General features: G+C 45.6%; 17 protein-coding genes. 10 read left to right on the forward strand and 7 right to left on the reverse strand.

All coding sequences use genetic code 11. The features are described from left to right. Nucleotides 1–61 precede the first annotated feature (61 nt). Entirely contained in the window at nt 62–4,210 is a 4,149-nt protein-coding gene (locus MU515_RS11275) for a DUF3859 domain-containing protein (RefSeq protein ID WP_260260522.1), read from the forward strand. Between the two features lie 98 nt (nt 4,211–4,308). After that, nucleotides 4,309–4,836, forward strand: a complete 528-nt coding sequence (locus MU515_RS11280; RefSeq protein WP_260260523.1) for a hypothetical protein — start codon at nt 4,309–4,311, stop codon at nt 4,834–4,836. 99 nt (nt 4,837–4,935) lie between these two features. Here MU515_RS11280 and MU515_RS11285 read toward each other — a convergent pair whose 3' ends face one another. The 3 genes from MU515_RS11285 to MU515_RS11295 are packed head-to-tail and all read right to left on the reverse strand — an operon-like array spanning nt 4,936 to nt 7,265. After that, complete coding sequence (locus tag MU515_RS11285) at nt 4,936–6,060, reverse strand: M20 family metallopeptidase (RefSeq protein ID WP_260260524.1); 1,125 nt, start codon at nt 6,058–6,060, stop codon at nt 4,936–4,938. Between the two features lie 9 nt (nt 6,061–6,069). Continuing rightward, the gene (locus MU515_RS11290) at nt 6,070–6,537 is read right to left on the reverse strand and encodes a YjiG family protein (RefSeq protein ID WP_260260525.1); all 468 of its coding nucleotides are present in this window, start codon (nt 6,535–6,537) and stop codon (nt 6,070–6,072) included. Then, on the reverse strand, nt 6,537–7,265 hold the full coding sequence (locus MU515_RS11295; protein WP_260260526.1) for a nucleoside recognition domain-containing protein: 729 nt from the start codon (nt 7,263–7,265) through the stop codon (nt 6,537–6,539). The genes MU515_RS11290 and MU515_RS11295 overlap by 1 nt, the downstream gene beginning before the upstream one ends. A gap of 684 nt (nt 7,266–7,949) precedes the next feature. Between MU515_RS11295 and nhaD the strand changes: the two genes are divergently transcribed. Further along, nucleotides 7,950–9,392, forward strand: a complete 1,443-nt coding sequence (gene nhaD / locus MU515_RS11300; RefSeq protein WP_260260527.1) for a sodium:proton antiporter NhaD — start codon at nt 7,950–7,952, stop codon at nt 9,390–9,392. Between the two features lie 120 nt (nt 9,393–9,512). On the opposite strand, the gene MU515_RS11305 is transcribed toward nhaD, so the two are convergent. From MU515_RS11305 to MU515_RS11315, 3 genes are all read right to left on the reverse strand, one after another. Further along, on the reverse strand, nt 9,513–10,205 hold the full coding sequence (locus MU515_RS11305; RefSeq protein WP_260260528.1) for a glutathione S-transferase family protein: 693 nt from the start codon (nt 10,203–10,205) through the stop codon (nt 9,513–9,515). Nucleotides 10,206–10,327: 122 nt separating this feature from the next. Next, nucleotides 10,328–10,897, reverse strand: a complete 570-nt coding sequence (gene sigZ, locus MU515_RS11310; protein ID WP_260260529.1) for an RNA polymerase sigma factor SigZ — start codon at nt 10,895–10,897, stop codon at nt 10,328–10,330. Beyond that, nucleotides 10,881–11,177 (reverse strand): ArsR/SmtB family transcription factor, encoded by a 297-nt coding sequence (locus MU515_RS11315; RefSeq protein ID WP_260260530.1) that lies wholly within the window; start codon nt 11,175–11,177, stop codon nt 10,881–10,883. Before MU515_RS11315 ends, sigZ begins: the two co-directional genes overlap by 17 nt. A gap of 185 nt (nt 11,178–11,362) precedes the next feature. Here MU515_RS11315 and MU515_RS11320 point away from each other — a divergent pair, with 185 nt between their 5' ends. The 3 genes from MU515_RS11320 (at nt 11,363) to MU515_RS11330 (ending at nt 15,445) form a co-directional block, all read left to right on the forward strand. Continuing rightward, on the forward strand, nt 11,363–12,490 hold the full coding sequence (locus MU515_RS11320) for a permease (protein WP_260260531.1): 1,128 nt from the start codon (nt 11,363–11,365) through the stop codon (nt 12,488–12,490). A gap of 210 nt (nt 12,491–12,700) precedes the next feature. Continuing rightward, nucleotides 12,701–13,219, forward strand: a complete 519-nt coding sequence (locus MU515_RS11325) for an Hcp family type VI secretion system effector (RefSeq protein WP_260260532.1) — start codon at nt 12,701–12,703, stop codon at nt 13,217–13,219. Between the two features lie 186 nt (nt 13,220–13,405). After that, nucleotides 13,406–15,445, forward strand: coding sequence for a type VI secretion system Vgr family protein (locus MU515_RS11330; protein WP_260260533.1), 2,040 nt, complete (start codon nt 13,406–13,408; stop codon nt 15,443–15,445). A 171-nt stretch (nt 15,446–15,616) separates the two neighbouring features. Here MU515_RS11330 and MU515_RS11335 read toward each other — a convergent pair whose 3' ends face one another. Next, complete coding sequence (locus tag MU515_RS11335; RefSeq protein ID WP_260260534.1) at nt 15,617–16,135, reverse strand: cysteine hydrolase family protein; 519 nt, start codon at nt 16,133–16,135, stop codon at nt 15,617–15,619. 78 nt (nt 16,136–16,213) lie between these two features. Between MU515_RS11335 and MU515_RS11340 the strand changes: the two genes are divergently transcribed. From MU515_RS11340 to secF, 4 genes are all read left to right on the forward strand, one after another. Continuing rightward, the gene (locus tag MU515_RS11340) at nt 16,214–17,185 is read left to right on the forward strand and encodes a GlxA family transcriptional regulator (protein ID WP_260260535.1); all 972 of its coding nucleotides are present in this window, start codon (nt 16,214–16,216) and stop codon (nt 17,183–17,185) included. A 111-nt stretch (nt 17,186–17,296) separates the two neighbouring features. Further along, entirely contained in the window at nt 17,297–17,824 is a 528-nt protein-coding gene (locus MU515_RS11345) for a hypothetical protein (protein WP_260260536.1), read from the forward strand. A 134-nt stretch (nt 17,825–17,958) separates the two neighbouring features. Next, a complete protein-coding gene (secD, locus tag MU515_RS11350) occupies nt 17,959–19,773 on the forward strand; it encodes a protein translocase subunit SecD (RefSeq protein WP_260260537.1) in 1,815 nt (604 codons plus the stop codon). A 2-nt stretch (nt 19,774–19,775) separates the two neighbouring features. Further along, nucleotides 19,776–20,687: a protein translocase subunit SecF gene (secF, locus tag MU515_RS11355; RefSeq protein ID WP_260260560.1), complete on the forward strand. Its 912-nt coding sequence runs from the start codon at nt 19,776–19,778 to the stop codon at nt 20,685–20,687. The last annotated feature ends 50 nt before the right edge of the window (nt 20,688–20,737 follow it).

The raw sequence follows: 20,737 nt of genomic DNA on the forward strand, positions 1-20,737 counted from the left end.
AATGACATAGACGCAGTGCAATCCTATTCTTAAGCGAATTTTATAATGCTGTGTCTAATTTATGTCTGTATTAGAAGAAACAACCGCTCTTGTCATTCCTTATGACCCACAAAATGTGGAATCCCTGCGCCAAGGTCTAAAACTCTATCGCCAATATATTGAGCGTGAAGATGCCTTCCACGACTTCTACTGTCACGTGACGTTTAAAGTCGAAGAGAACTGCGATGATACCATTGGCAAACTACTTCAAGACCCTATCACTCGCACGCTAATTAAGTTTGCTGGAGCAAGACTTGAAGAGATCAAACCAGAAACCAATCTCAGCAATTGTGTGTACGAAGAAGAGACCGCATTTTTCCTCCGTGCCCTTCACCATGCTGAACTTGAATCAGAACTGGAACAAACCGCAATTACGTTAACAGCGGTATCTCGTCGAATTAACGACTCTTCTGATATGTGGGTTTCAGACACAGAAGTGCTGGGTTTATTGCCGCTGTTCATGCTGGCACTCAAATACCCGCAATACACCTATCACCTTGCCAGCTACATCGTCCCTTACTGGGACGAGGAACATGCCCCATTTGGTGGTGAAGTATTGGCGATTGTGGTCAGTCATCACGGATACAGCCACCATATGCTCAAAGCATTTTGCTACTGTGATAACTACATGGCGCGCGCCAAAATGTTCTCCTTAGAAGCGATGAGCCGTATCAATATTCAACAGGTACAAGGTAAACAGCGACGCCAACCTCTACTTGAAGTATTCCGCCAACAGCCAGAAGAGTTTGAAGCCTTTAAACGTCTGCTAAAAGAGCGTTATGCGGCGATGGATTTCTTGCAGTACACCTCAAGTCCACACGAATACAATGACGATCCAATTCGCCCTCTGGTTCTATCTATCGTCTCTCCTGATGCTGGCACGGAATGGTACGATTTTGATGAAAAAGAAGAATCTATGAGCGAAGCCATGTTCATCGATAGTGTTGCCGATGATGCCGCCGCTGATCTCAAAATCGAAATCGAAGAGTACTTAGGTCGCCCGATTGTTGAACCGAAAGAATATGAGGAAGAAGAGTGGGGCGACATCTACTACGCAAGAGGCACCTCTGAAGAACAGTGGAAAGCCTTTATTTGTGGAGAGTTCGACAACGGCCAACAAGTTTGGGACTACGTGTTAACCGGTGAGGGCCCAGAGATTCTCGACCAAATCGAAGCTTGTGACGCACCTAAGCTGATGATTGATGGCAACTACAAGATTGCTGAAAAAATCGATTATTACGTGGGGATGTTTGAAACATTCCACAGTGAACTGGCAAGCATCCTTAACGACGTAATCTGCGATTGGAGACCTGACGACGAAGATGAAGAGTATGAAGAATGCCCTAAGCTTCTACGCTTACTTGATGTAATGCATCGTTGGAATGATAAACAGAGTTTCCACGCCGATCTAATGGATGAGATGGTTAACGAGTACAAATTCATCTCGGATAAAGAATTTATTGCACGCTATAACGGCGACTGGAAAACACTATTATTCCATTGCATCGACTCATTCTCAGGTTACAGCAGCAATATCGCGCTCACTGAAGCAAAAACGCTGTATCAAATCTCTTTAGACCATCGTGATGAGCTCAAGCAAATCATCGAAAATGAAGACTACCCACAAATCTGCGATGAATTTAGGTCAGGCCCACCACGTGAGACCATCTTGGCTATGTGTGCCGCCATCGTCCACTTTGACCGAGAAAACGGCACTAAAGATGATTTAAACCAATATGTGTTAAGCCTGCTTGATCAGCAGTTAGTTCGCGCACTGACAGACCAAACCTCCGAAACCAGCCACTTCGTCTGCGGACCAAAAACACCGTCTTGGCAGTATGTCGAGCCAGAAGAAGAAGTGCTAAAACAGATCAATCAAGATTGGGAAGTAGTCGAACAATACTTACATGCGAAACATGATGATGTTGATAAAGCAACGCAATGCTTTGATAAACAGCAGAAACTCGATCGTGATGATGACAGCATCTTCTTCCAGCAAAAACGCTATGAGTTCTTGCGAGACTTTGACCACAGAGCTCAGAAGCTGTTGGTTGCAGCACACGTCATCTCTAAGCAAGACAACTCACCAATCAAAGATTTCTGCGAGCGCTTTGTTGAGCTGTGGGTTCGCCTTGCTCCGTGTAAAACTTGCCGCATGTTAGGCCACTTCTACAACGTTTCACGCTACGGTGATTTCGAGTCTGAAGAGTTTCTACGCCAAAACGCTGCGCTAACTGAGAAAATCGTTGGCATTACTGATGTAGGTGCGAGCGCGTTTGTTGCTGAAAACCTCATCAGCGAAGTACGCTCTGGTGAAGACTATCAGGATGTGTTCAAGCCGATGTTTGAGATGTACAAACAAGAAGCACAGACTGACGAGCCAGAGCAACAGGTGTTGCATCAATCGTTAAACGTGATCCCGCAGAATTACAAGCAGATTTTCATGGGTCAGCTATTCAAATATGACCCAACCATCGATCCTGATTACTTTGAAACTGAGCTGCGTCGAATCGTTCAGCTGCGCGTAAAACAGCGCTTACTTAACACGATTCATGAAGAGCGCGACTTTAATCAAGAAGAGCTTTATGCCCTGAAATTGATTGAGGATTACGTCCATCTTCAGCAACCTGCGACGCAGGCTCAAATAGATGAACTGGTTGCCATGATGAAGTCTCAATACATCGAAGATTTCATTGGCCCTTACCGCGCTGCAGAAGTGGATTTCCTATTCTGGTTTGCTTCTGATGTGTTGAAAGATAACCTGTTACAAGTGTACATCCATCACTCAGGGATGAACTTCACTAAGCTGCATGATGACGATGACGAAAGCCAAAAACGTTGGCTGTGTGAGCGCGTACTTTTATTGGGTATCAACAAAATCAAACTGTTTGAAACCATCATGGATGAACACTGGGAAGAGTGTTTAGACATTTTCCCAGATCAACTAGAACTAGCTTCTCTCACCAATGAACTCAGCGTAGAAGACCTGCATGATCTGCTTATCGAACTGGCAAAACGTGGCGATTATCAACCTCTGATTGATACTCATGCCGATCACCACTCACGCCGCATTCGAGATCTAGTTGCTGAGATTCAGGCTGGTAAGTTCAACAAAGATAAGTTCAATTTAATCGAAGTTGTCCACTTTGGCATCTACGCTGAAGCCGGAACACCAGAAGAACTAGAGGCAGCCAAGCAAGCTCAAACGGAAGAAGATGAAGGGTTCGTTGCCATCCATCAGTTAGACCATCGTAAAGAAACCCTGTTGGTGGAAACGGAAGTGGGTCGCTCATTTGGTATGCGAGTGGGTTACTTCAGTGATGACACACCAATGGATGAGCTACCTGAAGAGATCAAACTCAAAGCACGAGTTCACCACCCTTACATTCACACCCATGGTGGCTACCTGTCTGAGTGGGACTTCCAACTGGAAGTAGATACTAGCTGCTACATTGGTTGGACGTTCTCACACAAATCTTTGTGTGTACCGGGCATCTACAAAGTAGAGATCGTCAAAGGCGACGACGTGATTGAAAGTAAAACTTTCCACGTGGTTGAAAAACGACCTCTTCAGGTCGACAGCTTAATTGAGAAATACCAAGACGGTTCGTTAACTCAAGAACATGTTGGCAGCATGAATGTACACGATAACGTGCTAAACATGCTCGATGTGAAAAACAATTGTAATTCTTTAAACATCGCTAACCGATTGATTAATAACGTCGTGAATGTTTACCAACATCACGACAATAACGATCTCGCGTTTTTAGAATTAAGACTAAACGAAAGCACGCCTAAACATTGGTATCGAGCGGCAAACCAACTCCGTCCATTCATTGAAAAGCGTGTCAAAGGCAAGCAGTTACTGATTGGTTCAAACGCTGCGATTGAACATGGCTTGGCTAACCCTAGCATTTGGCAACAAGGACTAAGTGCGAGTACACCCGTAAAGTTTGTTCGCCCAAATCCTGACCACGCGGACAGCTTGATTGCCCTGCACCTTAAGAAGAAGGGCTTTAGAACTCTATTTGGCTACAGCAGAGAAGGCGATTTGTGCCGTATTCTGATCGCACCAATCAAAATCGGCCTGTTGCAACGTTACCTTCTGCATATGGTAGCGAAACTGGCTAGCGACTCGGTTGAACGCCAAGGCGTACCAGCCGCACTTTAACGCTTACGAAAATCAATTACCTAACTCAAAGCAAGTTTATACTTCGCTTTGAGTTAGGTTTTTCCAAATCATCTAATCCCTGTTTTATTGAGTGTACCATGCCAACAATTAACGAATTTAAACACGATATCGAACATTACAAATCAGGTGTTTGCAAAGCCCTTGCTGACTATCTAAACGACCAACATGCGTTTTTCAGTGATTACAAAATCCGTGCTGTAGATTTTGAATTTAATCCGGATCACGACTTCCAACTGCTCATTAGCTTTCTCGTTGAGGGAGAAGAGGCATGGCAAGAGAAATCCGATCCACAAGGTGACTACTACACCACGGATTGGAAGTATCACATGTTCAACCTAGACTTTACTGACCATGAAAGTGACGAGTTAAATGAAGCCCTGTATCTAGAGCTGGATGACTTAGACGATCTTGATTACGGCCCTCTCAACCAGTTTTATGATGAGCTATATAAACAACTCGCCAGTGTTGTGAAATCTGATGTAGTAATGAAAGCCATCCACTCATTCCAACACTCTGAGCAGTTTGATGTGTTTATGATTGACCCAAGAGATGAAGATATCGACTACATTCAGCTAGAGACCGCTGTATTTCAATATCAGTCATAGCCATTACAACTGTTTGAAAAACCAAAACCGAACCGAAAACGCAGCATAAAAAAAGAGCCTAAATTAGGCTCTTTATCAGGGGTAAGGTTTTTGACTAAATTATTTGGCGAGCTTTTCTAGTACACGCATCAACATGCGAATACGTGGCTCAATCGACTCAAGCAACAAGTACTCTTGATCGCTGTGGAAGCCTGCACCAATTGGGCCTAGACCATCCAATGTTGGAACGCCAAGAATCGCGGTGTTGTTCGCATCAGAACCGCCACCCACTTCTTTCCAGTTGATGTCGATGTTTAGCTCTTGCGCTGATTCTTCAACCAGTGCCATCAAGGCCTGAGTTTGTTCACTGGCTACCATCGATGGCTTGTAAGCTTCACGTTCCATTTCAACCACAACATCAGGTGTAAATGGCTGAGCTTTAAGTGCATTCAACTTAGTATCAACTTCGTCGTATTCCTCATTGCTCCAAAAACGCACATCAACAATCGCTTGGGCATCTTCAGGGACAATGTTTGCACCCGCGCCGCCAGAGACAATACCAACGTTTAACGTCGTGCCTGACTCGAAGTTGGTCATCGCATTAATCGCTAAAATCCAGTTCGCCATTTCAGTGATAGCACTGCGGCCATTTTCTGGCTCATTACCTGCGTGTGCAGCTACGCCTTTGAAGTCAAACTTGTAGCGAGCCATGCCTTTACGAGCTTTAACTAGGCCACCATCTGCACGCGCCGCTTCCGCCACTAATACATGACGCGCTTGCTTAGCTACAGATTGAATCCAATCAACTGAGTCTAGCGAGCCAGTCTCTTCATCTGGGTTCATGCAGATCGCAATCGACAGTTTGTTTAGCACATCAGCATCAAGGTTGCGCATCGCATATACGATGTTTAGCAAACCCGATTTCATGTCAGAAACACCCGGGCCGTATGCTTTTTCTGCGTCGATGCTCATTGGACGCTCTGCGGCGGTACCCACAGGGAAAACCGTATCCATGTGACCAATAAGCATCACATCAATCGCATCCGCTTCTGGTTTGTTGCGAATTTCTAGACCAACACCCGCTTTACCACAATCGATGCGTTTTACGTTCCAACCATCAAGCTGGGCGAACTTTTGCTCAAACTGAGCAGCGATAACTTCAATACCTTCAACGGTGTAAGTACCACAATCCACATCAATCAGTGGGCGCAGCTCTTCAAGGTATTCATTCAGTGAAAAATTCATTCTCTACCCTTACACAAATAGGTTCATGACTAGCATTGCACCAAACGCGTTCAATACAGAGATAGCAATCATTACAGGAATGTAACGGCCTTCAGTACCGATAGGACCCATGATGCGGCCCATGTACTGAACTTGCGAGCCCATTAGGTAGATAGCAGGGGCAAGAATCGCAATGTGAGTACCGTTAAGAATACCTTGGTCAAACAATGTGATAACAACACCAACAGCACCACCCATCGACATCCACGCGCCAATAAGTACAGCTGCGGCTTCACCCGGTAGGCCAAAGACAGCCATGATTGGCGAAAACACAGTACCCATCAAATCAAGTGCACCCGTAATCTGCAGCGCTTTAATGATAACGAAAGCCATAAGAACGTTAGGCACAGTAGACGTTGTTGCAATAACCCAGCCTTTCTTTGCGCCTTCAACGAAGATGTCTGTCACCATAGGTTTTTTCTGTTTAACTTCGCTCATTATGCTGTCTCCTCTTGTAGGCTTTTATCTTGGTTTTTATCTTCTTTGCCTTCAGTAATGTTTAGGTAAATGCGGAATAAGTTGGCACCAACAAATTTAAATACAAACATGATTGCTACCGCTAAACCGATTGAAGACGTAACCGCCAGAGAACCATCAGCCATGGTCAGAGTGAATAGCACAGCACCAGAAGAGAAGAAGTTAACGATAGTCGCACCAGCGGTGAACTGGAACATAGTAAACACATCAGTTTCACGCTTGGTTAAACGCCCTTCATCTTTCAATTGACGCGTCATCGCCGCACCAGCATCGGTACTTTGTAATGAAGCAATCAAAGCAAGACCAGAACTACCAGGAATACCCATTAATGGGCGAAGTAGAGGAGTAAGAAGCTTACGAGCAGCATCTAGCGCGCCGTAATGTTCAAGAACGTTGATAACACCAAGTGCGAACATAACAGTTGGGATAAGAGTTAGAGCAAAAATGAAACCGTCACGAGCACCGCTACCGCCTTTACCACGTAAAGAAGTAGTTGCCGCTTCAACACCTTCAGCCGTCTCTTTTACATCGTAAGCGACTTTACCAAAAGAGCCATTTAGCGTAGTGAAATCGAGCACACCGTACCACTCGTTCGATTTCATCAAGCCAGAGAAAAATACCACCGCAAAAGCGAGCGCGACATAGCAACCCCATGTCACTTTACGCCCTGTTTGAATTGGATTGGACATTGTTATCACCTTAATTATTAGGAACAGAATAAAAGGGAGCCCATGGTGCTTTTTCCATCAATTTATAGAGAAAAAACCAAAAGCCTCATCCATTTTGTGGGAATTACTGTGCTAGAAATCTGATCCGAATCAATTGGCAATTAAAACTATTAACAAGCCGTAACTTGATATCATAATTTGTGATAACACGCATAATTAGTAAAAAATGCTAGTCAAAGTTCATAACAATGCACATCAACTGTATTAATAAAATCATCAAAATTAGTTAAATATTAAGGTATGTCGGCTTATTCCACATGCCTCACAAACTATCTCGCCAAAGGCCACTAGAATAAGTTTGCTCGAACGACAAGTATTTATGCCTAGATTCAAATATTTGGGGTATTAGGCCAAACCATTAGTGATGGTGCAGCAAAAGCTCTCGCAACCACGATCGTGATGCGAAACGCAGCAAAAGCGTTCATGTGAGAGGGAAAACTGTAAATCGTCAGCTCGATAACGTCATGGATGGCGTTGGTATATCTACCCAACAAACAACAATAAAACATGCAGCAAGCAGTGGGACTGCATCAATAACCTTTTACTATCTGACAGTGTTTAGCTTTGCGAACTCTGCCATTCAGTATCCGTTCGAGTGTTAACACTTAAGCCTATGTAGTTGTTAATATTCAAGGAGTTGAAGTAATGAAGAGACTGTGGCCAGTTTGTTTAGCCCTGTTAATGTTGCCCTGTTCTGTTTTTGCCGCCAGTAGCGGCGCCCAATCCCCCCCGTTAGACCTTACCCAATCCACCATCGGATACGTTGCCATAGTCATCTTTGCCATTGCCTACACCTTGGTAATGCTGGAGGAGTACTTACAGCTACGTAAATCCAAACCCGTGCTACTTGCCGCAGGCCTTATTTGGGCGATGCTGGGTTATGTGTACTCCCAACAGGGTTACATAGAGGTCGCCCATGCCGCGTTGGAACATAACCTATTAGAGTATGCGGAATTACTGCTGTTCCTATTGGTAGCGATGACCTACATCAACGCTATGGAAGAGCGGCGTTTATTTGATGCGCTGCAAGCTTGGATGGTCGGCAAAGGGTTTAACTTCCGCGCCCTATTTTGGTTAACCGGTATTCTCTCCTTCTTTATTTCACCTATTGCCGATAACTTAACCACCGCCCTACTCATGTGCGCTGTTGTCATGAAAGTCGCTGGAGACAATAAGCGCTTCATTAACCTTGCTTGTATAAATATCGTCGTCGCAGCAAACGCAGGCGGCGCGTTTAGCCCATTTGGTGACATTACCACCTTGATGGTTTGGCAAGCTGGCCATGTCTCCTTCTCTGAATTCATGCCCCTTTTTGTGCCTTCTGTGGTTAGCTACGTCATACCCGCGGTCATCATGTCGCTGTTTATACCTAACAGTAAACCAAACGTAACCCATGAACATGTCGAATTAAAACGCGGCGCGCGCCGAATTGTGTTGTTGTTCATACTCACTATTTCAACTGCGGTGGCCTTCCACGCGGTGCTTCACTTCCCGCCAGTAATTGGCATGATGATGGGTTTGGCGTACTTGCAGTTCTTTGGCTTCTATCTACGTCGCACACTCAAGCGCTCATTGGCAAATAAAGCCAAAATGGCCATTGCGAACCGTGATGACTATGCCTTAAAGCGTTTAGGCTCTGTGGTACCGTTTGATATCTTCCGCCGAGTTTCTCATGCCGAATGGGACACCTTGCTCTTTTTCTACGGCGTTGTGATGTGCGTGGGTGGTTTAAGTTTGATTGGCTACTTAGGCATGATCTCTGAAGTGATGTACCTACAGTGGGACCCTATTTGGGCCAACATCATGGTGGGGATTCTATCTGCGATTGTCGATAACATTCCGGTGATGTTCGCCGTACTCACTATGGAGCCAACCATGTCTATGGGTAACTGGTTGTTAGTCACCTTAACGGCAGGTGTTGGTGGTAGCTTGTTGTCGATTGGTTCCGCAGCAGGGGTAGCACTAATGGGCGCAGCCCACGGTAAATATACCTTCTTCGGCCATCTAAAATGGGCGCCTGTGATTGGCATCGGCTACGCGGCCGCCATTGTGACCCATTTATGGATGAACAGCAGTCTGTTCACCTAGCGACTCAGATCAGTAATCGCTTAACCATCAAAAAAGAGCTTACCGCATTGTACGGTAAGCTCTTTTTATTTATTACTCTCAATAAGCTTGCCATCCACAAGATGATGGCAGCTCAAACGATTAACAGCAGTTAGTTCCGCAACCGCCATTGTCGCTGCAATCTTTACCTGCGCCTAGGAAGGTCTGCTCAGATAAATAAAAGCCTGTAAATGCTTGTTCAAAATCGTCCGCTACCGACTTCTCCATTAAGCCAGTCTCTAGCAGAGCTTGCTGCCAAGCTTGCACTTTAGGGAAGCCTTCCAACATATCAAAACAAGTGTGCGCTTTAATGATGTGAGCACGGTGCAGCAATGGTAGCCAAGCCATATCCACGTTGCTGAGCGATTCACCTTTGAAGAATGGGCCATCAACCAATTGAGCCTCAACTTTAGCGAATGCTTTACCCAAGTTCGCTACGCGCTCAGTCAATAGCTCTTCATTGCTGCTGCGCATTGTCGTGCATTGAGCAAGGTAGTGTTTTGAACCCAAGTAGCTCCATGCACGATCTAAAGCACGCTGCTCGTTACCGATGCCTTCTTCTAGTGGACCAAACTCATCTTGGATGTATTCAATGATCGCATCAGATTCAAATAGCGCAGCGCCTGACTCTGTAATCAGCAGTGGTACTTGACCGTTAGGTGATACATCTAAAAACCACTGTGGCTTGTTACTCAGACTGATGTATTCAATTTCGTAAGGAATTTGCTTCGCTTCTAGAGCCGCGGTTACACGTTGAACAAATGGACAGATTTTAAAACTTACTACTTTAATCATTTTTCACTTCTCGTTTGGATTCAGCATTGTCGCGCTGAAGATTAATAGGGGCGATTTATCTCGCTTACACCTATAAGACGAGGTGATTCCAAAGAAGACGAAAAAGATTTAAATAATTTTTCCTAACAGCCACATTGTTTATTTTTCTGATGGTAATCAACGACATTACCGTGCTTATCAAGTTGCAACTCACAACAGTTTTCGAACAGTTTTCTTAGTTCCATACGGCTTTTTTGTACCCGAGACTTAAACGTGGAGTAGCTAACACCTTGCTTTTCTGCGAGCTCTTTTTGGCTTTGACCTTCTAACTCCACCGCTGAAAGCATGGCTGCATTTTCTGACGGCAGTGCTTGAATAAATGGCGCGATACACTTAGCCATCTCTTGCTCTAAGGTTTCTGGCTCTTGCTGATACCAAAGCTCTTCTGCATCGATCTCTTGGTCACGTTGAACACGAGCACGCTTACGATAAAAATCGACAATGGTGCGATGGGCAAGCTGAAACAACCACGCTTTGACGCTGGTTTGATCTTTAATAGTTGATAGGTTTTGATGGGTTTTAATCAAAATCTCTTGCAGCAAGTCTTCGACATCCGCCTCGTTATTTACCTTAGAGTGCAAGAATGCTTTCAGCGATCGCTGATATTTTTCCCACACTTGATTTAGTTGTAAGGGTTCAGCTACATTGCTCATCGACACAACACTCATCTTGTAAAAAACTGATTACCCCTTCGAGGCACTGATACTCGGCAACGCAATAGAGCGTTCTTCCTTCGCGGCGCTGACTTATCAACCCTGCGGATGCCAAACTCGAAATATGGTGAGAAAGCGTCGATCCCGGAATACCGAGCGTTTCTTGTAATCCACCCACAGCGATGCCTTGATAACCCGCTTTGACGACGGTTTTGTAAATTGACAGCCTTGTGGTGTGGCCCAACTCTTTTAATGCTTTCGCGACAAATTCTAATTGCATATCGCTTTCCTCTAACTGGTATATTTCCAAAATAATCGAAATATCTGTTTTTTGCAATCCGCTCTCACAAATCGACTCCAAAAATTATTTCGATATTTATCGAAATAAAGCTTGATCTTTAAATTTTCATTTCTATAATTCGAGAAAAGTCGAAATGACAAATAACTTCCTTTTGGAGAACCACCATGAGTAACGAACTAATGACAATGGCGAAAGAAGCACTCGATATGTTTGCTTTTCTCGCTGTTGAACTAACCATCTTATTTTTAGCCATCAGCTACATTGTTGGCGTACTGCAAGAGTTTTTAACACCTGAAAAGATCCAATCGATCTTGAGTTCACGTAACGGCAAAGGCTATGTGGTTGCTGCACTATTAGGCTCAATCACACCATTTTGTTCATGCTCAACCATCCCTTTCTTAAAAGGGCTACTGCGAGCAAGAGCTGGCTTTGGACCTATGATGGTGTTCCTATTCGCTAGCCCGCTACTTAACCCAGTCATCATTGGTCTATTTGTAGTGACCTTCGGCTGGAAAGTCGCACTGTTCTACTTTGCTATTGCACTGTTCGTTTCAGTAGTCGCAGGTATGATCTTAGAAAAACTAGGCTTTGAGCGTTATGTAAAACCTGAAGCGTACCAAACAGCGGAAGCATCTAGCTGCGGCACAAGTTGTGGTGATAGCAAGCCAGAGGCAGCTAAAGAGCCAGCACCAAGTTGCGGACCAAAAAACTGTTCTGACTCAGCTCCTGTAGCAGCAAAAACAAGTTGCTGTGGTGACAAAGAACCCGCTCCAGTTGCAGCGAAAACAAGCTGCTGCGGCGAGAAAAAAGTAGAACCTGTTGTTTCTTGCTGCTCTTCAGACGGCACAGCAACCGCAGAATTAGTAGAAGTAAAACAACCAAGCCGTTGGGTGAAAATTTGGCACTCAACATGGAAAGACTTTAAGCAAGTTCTACCTTACTTATTGATGGGTATCGCGATTGGCTCGTTCATCTATGGCTTTATCCCAACAGAGCTTATTGCGGAATACGCTGGCGCAGGTAAGTGGTACGCGATTCCAGTAGCTGCTGTAATTGGTATTCCTTTGTACATCCGCGCTGAAGCAGTTATCCCTCTAAGCGCAGCATTAGTACAAAAAGGTATGGCCTTGGGCTCTGTAATGGCACTGATTATCGGTAGTGCAGGCGCAAGCTTAACGGAAGTGATTTTACTGAAATCTATCTTTAAAAATCAGATGATCGCAGCATTCCTAGTAGTGATCCTTAGCATGGCAATTGGCGCAGGATTCCTATACACCGCGATCTTCGCTTAAACCTTAGCGATTGACCGCCCATTCTTTACCTAATAAGCAACAACTTGCCCAAAGCAAAGCAAGTTGTTGCTTTATTCAATATAAACCCCTGTTTTTACTCACTTAAAAACTTGGCATCGACCTTGTAATAACCCTAGCGATTATTTAATCACTCCCCCGCCCGGCTCACGCTCTGGGTGGCTAATAGGACTAATACTTAAGGATTTTAAGATGCCAACTCCATGTTATATCGCTATCGAGGGCGAAACTCAGGGCCTTATCACTTCAGGTGCATGTACTTCTGACTCTATCGGTGACTCTTACGTTGAAGGCCACGAAGATGAGATGCTAGTGCAATTCTTCGACCACGTTGTGACTGTACCTACTGACCCGCAATCTGGTCAGCCTTCTGGTCAACGTGTGCACAAGCCATTCAAATTCACTGTATCACTAAACAAAGCCGTTCCTCTGCTTTACAACGCACTGGCGTCTGGTGAGAAGATGAAAACCGTTGAACTGAAATGGTACCGCACTTCTGTAGAAGGTAAGCAAGAGAACTTCTTCACAACTTGCCTAGAGAACGCGTCTATCGTGGATATCCAATGTGAGATGCCACACTGTCAAGACCCTGCATTCGCAGACTTCACTCAGAACCTAACCGTTTCTCTATCATACCGTAAAATCACTTGGGACCACGTTAACTCGGGTACTTCAGGTGCAGACGACTGGCGTAAGCCTATCGAAGCGTAATCGCGCTCGATATGACTCTTCCCTAAGTGCCCTCATTGAGTTGAATCACTTAGGGCTTGGCCCATTTCTTCGGAAGTGGGCTTTATGCCAATTTAGATAAGCCATTGTGTCACCAAATTCATTTCAACCCACAAGGTTTATCTCAGTTGGCATCGCACACAGCGAGCTAAGCAAAAGGAAGCGGTAATGGTAACTCTCAATTTTACTCTGCAAGTGGATGGCCTCGACCCTGAGACCTTTGTCGTGCATGACTATCACGGCACAGAGTCCATCTCTTGTGCGTCAATGGCTAATGGTATTGATTGCCATGGCTACCATTACCAAGTTGAACTTGCCAGCCGATTACCCAGTTTAACCGCCGCTGATGTAGTGGATAAAACCGTTCAACTGGATATCTACCAAAACCGTGAGTTAGTCAAAACCATTCATGGCATTGCTAGCAGTTTTAGCCAAGCCGACAGCGGCCATCATCACAGCTTCTATTCGTTAACCTTAGTGCCTTCGCTCAAGCGTTTGGCGCTGCGCCAAAACAGCCGCATCTTCCAACAACAAACGGTGCCTGAGATTATCTCGGTTCTTTTGCAAGAGATGGGTATTGAAGATTACGCCTTTGCCGTGCAGCGTGATTGCTTACCCCGTGAGTTTTGTGTTCAGTACCGAGAAACCGACTTGGCGTTCTTAGAACGCTTAGCCGCTGAAGAAGGTTTGCGTTACAGCTTTGTCCATCAACCGGGTAAACACACCTTACTCTTTACCGACAGCAATGACAGTGTGCATTACATTGGTGACTTACCTTATAACGCCTTATCCGGCGGGATGAGTGAGCAAAACTATGTGTCGCAATTTAGTGTGACTAAGCAAGCGCAAACTAGCCACTCTCAGCTCAATGATTACAGCTTTAAAAAGCCCCATTATGCGTTCAGCCATCAAGCCACTGGCTCTAGTGTCGGTACGGGCATGGAGCACCAACGCCAAGACCAATACGAACACTTTGATTACCCGGGACGCTTTAAAGACGACGCCAGTGGTAAAGCCTTTAACCAAACTCGCTTAGAGTATCTACGCCGCAGCGCCCATACCGCGCAAGGCAAAAGTAATCACCCACAACTGCAAGCAGGACACAGCTTCTCGCTCAGTGAGCACCTCGATGATACCAATAACCAAACTTGGCTGATTGCCCAGATTCATCATCAAGGCAGCCAGCCACAAGCCCTCGAAGAAGAAGGCGGCAGCGGCGCGACCACTTACGCCAACCAATTCCATTTAGTACCAGCCATTGTGCCTTGGCGCGCAACACCCACACCAAAACCTTTAGTCGATGGCCCGATGATTGCCCTTGTGGTTGGCCCGGAAGGCGAAGAAATCTTCTGTGATGAACATGGCCGAGTAAAACTGCACTTCCCATGGGACCGATACTCCAATGCTGATGAACAAAGCTCATGTTGGGTGCGCGTGTCACAAGGTTGGGCAGGTAGCCAATACGGCATGATGGCCATTCCTCGTATTGGCCATGAAGTGATTGTGTCGTTCTTAAACGGTGACCCTGACCAACCGATTATTACCGGTCGCACCTATCATGCAACCAACACGCCGCCTTATGCCCTACCTGAACATAAAACCAAAACCATCTTGCGCAGTGAAACCCACCAAGGCCAAGGTTATAACGAACTCAGCTTTGAAGACCAAGCCGGGCAAGAACAAATCTATCTGCATGCCCAAAAAGACTTAGATGCAGAAATCAAGAACGACCACACCACCCACATTAAGCACGATAAGCACTTAACCGTCGATAACGACAGCTTTGCGTTAGTGAAAAACAATAAACACACCACCATCAACGGCGAAAGCAGAACCAACGTAACCAAAGACACCACATTAGACGTCACTGGCTCTATTCATAATAAGGTGGGCAAGAGTGTTGCGATCAAAGCTGGCACACAAGTGCACCTAAAAGCGGGCAATAAAGTTGTGCTTGATGTCGGCAATGAAATCACTATTTCCGCAGGTGGCAGCTTCGTAAAAATTGACCCCGCAGGCGTTCACATGGTTGGCCCAGCAATCAACCTCAACTCCGGCGGCGGTGCTGGCAGTGGTTGTGGCTACAGCGGGCAAGTCGCGGCTCTTCCGAATTCAGTTGAGGAGCAAAAAGCACCTGAGGAAATAACCAAACTTAATATAGCTTCGACGGTGACTACAACTAAAGCAGCTAAAGTAACCCAGTCTTAGCCAAGCACTAAACTCACTATGAAAAACCAATAGAGATTAAAGCTCAAATCAAACTGATAGCTGATACCTAGCCATCAAGGTAACTTTCCTCTAACAATAACTTCAAACCAAATAGCCACCTATTCCAAGGTGGCTAAATCATTTAATTCGGAACCAACTGGCTAGATACTTTTAACCTAGCACGCTACTCACACTTGCCAGTTCTACTCTTGTCAAAACTGCATGTAAGGCGATGTTGTGAATCATCTCGTCTACTGTGGTGCAGGCGTCCGCTAAGATTGATACTTTGTACTGCTCCGCCGCTTTTGAGATTGCAGTGTGAGTAACACAGTTTTGCGTCATCATTCCGCATACTAAAAGCTCATCAACACCATAACCTTCTAACACTTGTTGCAAGTTCGTCCCTTCGAAGCTATCTGCATAGTGCTTAATTACTACATCTGCATCTGGAGCCGCGGCCATTACTTGAGGGTGGATCTCAGCACCTTCTGAACCTTGATTAAAGAAAGGCGAGATACCCGCAGCAGGGTCGGCAATGTGCTGAATGTGAATCACCTTTACTCCGCGCTGATTCGCCAATTCAATTGCGTTTACTACGTTACTTAATGTCTGTTCCGTGTTCCAAAGTGGGAATTTACCTTGTGGAAAGTAGTCGTTTTGTAAATCGATAACCAATAGTGCTTGAGTCATAATTTTGTCCTCTGTCGTTGATGGAGTAATTATGGTTCATATATACTCGAAGAGTTAGAGTCTAAAATGACATAAAACATGGCAAAAACGACACATGCACATATAGCAATCGCCATCATTCAATATCCAAATGCATTGCGATCGGCAGTCTACGGATTGGAAGAGATGTTTCAGCTCGCTAATCGACTGTGTGAAGAGCAGCAAGTGAATGTTCGATTCAATACCCGCATTATCAACACAGAGCATCTAGCTGACCTTACGCAGCATGTGATTATCTTACCGCCGAGTCATTCCAGCTCAGAAAGCACTGAGACTCACGCTACCCCGCTTTTAGATAGCTACCTCAACCCATCGGAGTCATTCATTGATTGGTTAGACAATCAACATCAACAAGGTGCGTTATTAGCATCAGCTTGTGCGGGGGCATTTATTCTTAGTGCAACGCGAAGTCTCAATAGTCGCGCAGTAACAACGCATTGGGGGCTTGAACAGGCACTGAAGCAGCAGTTTCCCGAACAAGTTCTCGATACCAATCAAATACTGATCGATCATGGCGATATTCTTAGTGCCGGCGGCATGATGTCTTGGCTAGATCTTGGCTTCGAACTGATTGCGAAACTGGCAAGTCCATCAATCATGAGGCAACTGGGTAAAATCTTGGTGGTCGATACTGCTCCGCGTGAACAGCGTTACTACTTGCAGTTCGTCGCACCAACACAACATGGAGACTCAGCAGTACTTGAAGTGCAAAATAGCATGAACCTAAATTACTCCCAGCCACTTTCAATTGCTCAATTAGCACAGAGCGTTCACCTTACAGAGCGGACATTACAACGTCGATTTAGTAAAGCGACGGGCGATACGCCAAATCAATATCTGCAAAAGCTCAGAACACAAAAAGCATGTGATTTACTTGAATCTACCACTCACTCCTTTGAGCACATCGCTCACTTAGTCGGCTATCAAGACGGTGCGGCTTGCCGAAAGGTATTCATAAAAATCATGGGCTTAACACCTAGGGCATTTAGGCAACGCTTTACTCGCGGTTAACGATGCTCTGAACTATTTTCCATTGCAGCACATTGTTTTCTTGTCGATTTATAAGAGTCGGATTAAGATAAGCTCGATTGATAAATTGAGTAGCATCCGATGCTAAGTTGTATGAAAGACTGGTTAAAGCACTGCCGCGTGTTGAGCATTTTGCTCGCGCTTTGGCTTGCGTGTTTTTCAGCGCATGCTGCATTCAGCGCTCAACCGACTAGCGCATCAACGCTATCACTGCCAACGGCTCTCAATACAACTACCTCTGACAACCATCAACTTTCCGGTCTCTCTAGTGTTCACTCCGCTATTTACGCTGTAACGAGCAAACACGTCCATCAGACCGATACACAATCGAAAAAAGTTGAAGCAGAGCAGCGAGCTCCTGCTAAATCAATCATACCTACACTAAGCTCGGTATTAAGAAATGGTTCATTCGCTTATGAAAGGTTAAACGAGGCTGAACCAAGCTATGAGCTGGTTTTTGACCTCGACGAAGTCATCGAGCAAGTTATTGTATGGCGAGTCTATCTCGCGCTTGATCATTGGCATGACTGGACGCTCACCCCTCCTGCAACTTTACACCGAGTCTCCGGCTGGAAAGAATCGAACATCTTATATCGATTCATCAGCCAAGCGGATGCATAACACGCTTCTTTGAGGGAAACCTCACCCATGCCCTTGGGCAAATTACGTGCATTAGCTATGCACCATTTAACTGAATCTAAAGAAAACCTCTTTGGTTTAGTAACCCTATTGGCCTAGCCAGTAAGAAGAATGTTATGCAAAAAAAACCAACACGAAAGACCGTGCTGAATCACTATTCAGCATGGAAATACGTGGTACTTGTGACCACTGTTATCATCATGCTTTTCAGCGCTTTACCCTCTTGGTTTGGTGAAGATGCAGCCGTCATCATCGGCCACAAAGAGTCGCCTCTCTCTGTTGTGACCGTGAAGCAGCAATTAGATAATCACAACATCGATGTAAAACGCATCGATCAAACCACCGAACAAACAACCCTAGTTCTTGAGTATGCTAGCGACCAAAACCAAGCAAAAAACATCATGGCGGATATGGCGCGTAAACAAGACATCGTGACTCTTGCCATGGTGCCTGCTGCACCAATGTGGCTGCTCGATATGGGTTTTAAACCGATCAAACTCGGCTTAGATTTACGTGGCGGCGTTCAGTTCTTGTTGGATGTCGATATGCAAGAGGTCTATCGTTCACATACCCAACAAACCAGTGATTCACTGAAAACGTTTGCTCGAGAAAACAAACTACGCGGCATCAAAATCAATGAGATTTCAGATACCGAATTAAGCGTTAGAGCACCAAGCGAAGCGGCTTATGATTCAGTGCGTTCACACTTGCGCCAACAGTTCCCACAATGGGAAGTAAGTAAACAGAGCGAGACGAGTTTACTGGTACGTTTAAGTGAATCTGAGCAGCAAACACTCACCAGCCTTACAGTTCAGCAAAACCTGCAAACTATGCGCAGCCGAATTGAAGAGCTCGGTATTACCGAAGCGGCAGTTCAGCGCCAAGGCCAGCACCGCATCCGTATCGAGTTGCCGGGCGTACAAGACCCAGCAGCCGCTAAAAACGTGATTGGTGCAACGGCAAGCCTTGCGTTTTATGAGGTCAAAACCGATCCAACCCGCGGCACTATGATGATTCGCGATCAGCAAGGTCAACCGGTTTATGTCGCTCGTAAGCCAGTGTTAACGGGCGAGCACATCGTAGATGCACGCGCTGGAATGGGCGAGATGGGTATGCCAGAAGTAAACATCAGCCTTGATTCTGCTGGCGGTAGAAAAATCGCCGACTTCTCTGGTAAGCACATTGGTAAGCCGATGGCGACTGGTTACAGCGAATACAGCCGAGATAGCCAAGGTAAAGTAGAACAAAGCAACACCATCATCAGTGTTGCCACTATTCAATCTCAACTGGGTAACAACTTCAGAATTACAGGTGTAGGCCAACTGAGTGACGCGCAAGATCTCGCATTACTGCTACGTGCAGGTTCGCTAACCGCGCCAGTAACCATTGTTGAAGAGCGTACAATTGGCCCTTCTTTGGGTGCTGAAAACATTCAAAACGGTTTTGCAGCTCTAGCTATGGGTATGGGTTTAACACTGCTATTTATGGCGCTTTGGTACCGTAAACTAGGTTGGGTAGCCAACGTTGCATTGGTGGTGAACATGGTGATGCTACTTGGCTTAATCGCCCTACTGCCGGGGGCAGTATTGACGCTTCCAGGTATCGCAGGCCTTGTATTGACCATAGGTATGGCGGTAGATACCAACGTACTGATCTTTGAGCGAATCAAAGAGAAACTGCGTGAGGGTCGAAGCCTTGCTCAAGCTATCGATCTCGGCTTTAGCAGCGCATTTAGCACCATCCTCGATTCTAACATTACGACGTTAATCTCAGCCGCGACTCTTTACGCCATCGGTAATGGTCCGATTCAAGGTTTCGCACTAACTCTAGGCCTTGGCCTACTTACCAGCATGTTCACAGGTATCTTCGCCTCTCGTGCAATTATCAACGTTATATGGGGTCGAGATGCCCGCCGTGGAGTGAGAGTATAATGATGTCGACTACACAAAGCTTTTCTGCAAAACACATGACTAAGCTACGCCACGCAGGCAGCCTAATTTCTTGCCTGCTGATTTTGGCCTCACTGTTTTCTTTGTTCACTAAAGGGCTGAACTACGGCCTAGATTTCACTGGCGGTATGATCAGTGAAGTAAGGTTGGATTCGACCTTAACTGCACCACAAATTCAAACCAATTTGGAAGCTGCGCTGCACCAATCTGTCTCTGTAGTTTCTACAGGGGAAGAAGGCCAATGGGTACTGCGTTACAGCGCGCCAGAACAGCTAGACCAACAACCAGAAATCAAACCACTGTTAGAAAGCTTTTCTCACACAGTTGAGATGATTAACGTCAGCTTAGTGGGCCCGCAAGTGGGGCAAGAACTCGCTGAGCAAGGTGGCCTAGCGGTATTGATCACCTTGTTAGTGATTCTTGGTTACTTGAGCTTCCGCTTTGAGTGGCGCTTAGCATCTGGTGCTCTACTCGCACTAATTCACGATGTGGTATTGCTACTCGGCTTCTTCTCGCTGACTGGTTTAGAGTTCAACCTAACTGTACTTGCCGCGTTATTGGCAGTGCTTGGCTACTCGCTTAACGACTCGATCATCATTTCAGACCGTATTCGAGAGCTATTAAAAGCGAATGTTCAATTGCCGATTACCGAGCTTAACAACCGAGCAATCACCTCCACGCTTTCGCGCACCTTGATTACATCAGGCACTACGTTGATTTCAGTAGCGTCATTGTGGTTATTGGGTGGTGAGCCACTCTATGGCTTCTCGGTCACAATGTTCATCGGTATTGTTGCCGGTACTTGGTCAACTATGACCATTGCTACCATCATCCCAGAGATAACCAAACTGGGGCCACAACATTACGCCCCTGAGCCTATCTCTGAAGCGCCTTAACGCTACTAACTCAAACAGTGATTGTTCAAATAAGTAAAAGTGCATAAAAC

The organism is Vibrio intestinalis (assembly GCF_025195085.2).
Taxonomy (GTDB): Bacteria; Pseudomonadota; Gammaproteobacteria; order Enterobacterales; family Vibrionaceae; genus Vibrio; species Vibrio intestinalis.

Bases quoted from the DNA above. Each gene is read 5' to 3' on its own strand.
- MU515_RS11275 (WP_260260522.1), top strand. From the start codon at position 62: ATGTCTGTATTAGAAGAAACAACCGCTCTTGTCATTCCTTATGACCCA.
- MU515_RS11280 (WP_260260523.1), top strand. From the start codon at position 4,309: ATGCCAACAATTAACGAATTTAAACACGATATCGAACATTACAAATCA.
- MU515_RS11285 (WP_260260524.1), bottom strand. From the start codon at position 6,060: ATGAATTTTTCACTGAATGAATACCTTGAAGAGCTGCGCCCACTGATT.
- MU515_RS11290 (WP_260260525.1), bottom strand. From the start codon at position 6,537: ATGAGCGAAGTTAAACAGAAAAAACCTATGGTGACAGACATCTTCGTT.
- MU515_RS11295 (WP_260260526.1), bottom strand. From the start codon at position 7,265: ATGTCCAATCCAATTCAAACAGGGCGTAAAGTGACATGGGGTTGCTAT.
- nhaD (WP_260260527.1), top strand. From the start codon at position 7,950: ATGAAGAGACTGTGGCCAGTTTGTTTAGCCCTGTTAATGTTGCCCTGT.
- MU515_RS11305 (WP_260260528.1), bottom strand. From the start codon at position 10,205: ATGATTAAAGTAGTAAGTTTTAAAATCTGTCCATTTGTTCAACGTGTA.
- sigZ (WP_260260529.1), bottom strand. From the start codon at position 10,897: ATGAGCAATGTAGCTGAACCCTTACAACTAAATCAAGTGTGGGAAAAA.
- MU515_RS11315 (WP_260260530.1), bottom strand. From the start codon at position 11,177: ATGCAATTAGAATTTGTCGCGAAAGCATTAAAAGAGTTGGGCCACACC.
- MU515_RS11320 (WP_260260531.1), top strand. From the start codon at position 11,363: ATGAGTAACGAACTAATGACAATGGCGAAAGAAGCACTCGATATGTTT.
- MU515_RS11325 (WP_260260532.1), top strand. From the start codon at position 12,701: ATGCCAACTCCATGTTATATCGCTATCGAGGGCGAAACTCAGGGCCTT.
- MU515_RS11330 (WP_260260533.1), top strand. From the start codon at position 13,406: ATGGTAACTCTCAATTTTACTCTGCAAGTGGATGGCCTCGACCCTGAG.
- MU515_RS11335 (WP_260260534.1), bottom strand. From the start codon at position 16,135: ATGACTCAAGCACTATTGGTTATCGATTTACAAAACGACTACTTTCCA.
- MU515_RS11340 (WP_260260535.1), top strand. From the start codon at position 16,214: ATGGCAAAAACGACACATGCACATATAGCAATCGCCATCATTCAATAT.
- MU515_RS11345 (WP_260260536.1), top strand. From the start codon at position 17,297: ATGAAAGACTGGTTAAAGCACTGCCGCGTGTTGAGCATTTTGCTCGCG.
- secD (WP_260260537.1), top strand. From the start codon at position 17,959: ATGCAAAAAAAACCAACACGAAAGACCGTGCTGAATCACTATTCAGCA.
- secF (WP_260260560.1), top strand. From the start codon at position 19,776: ATGTCGACTACACAAAGCTTTTCTGCAAAACACATGACTAAGCTACGC.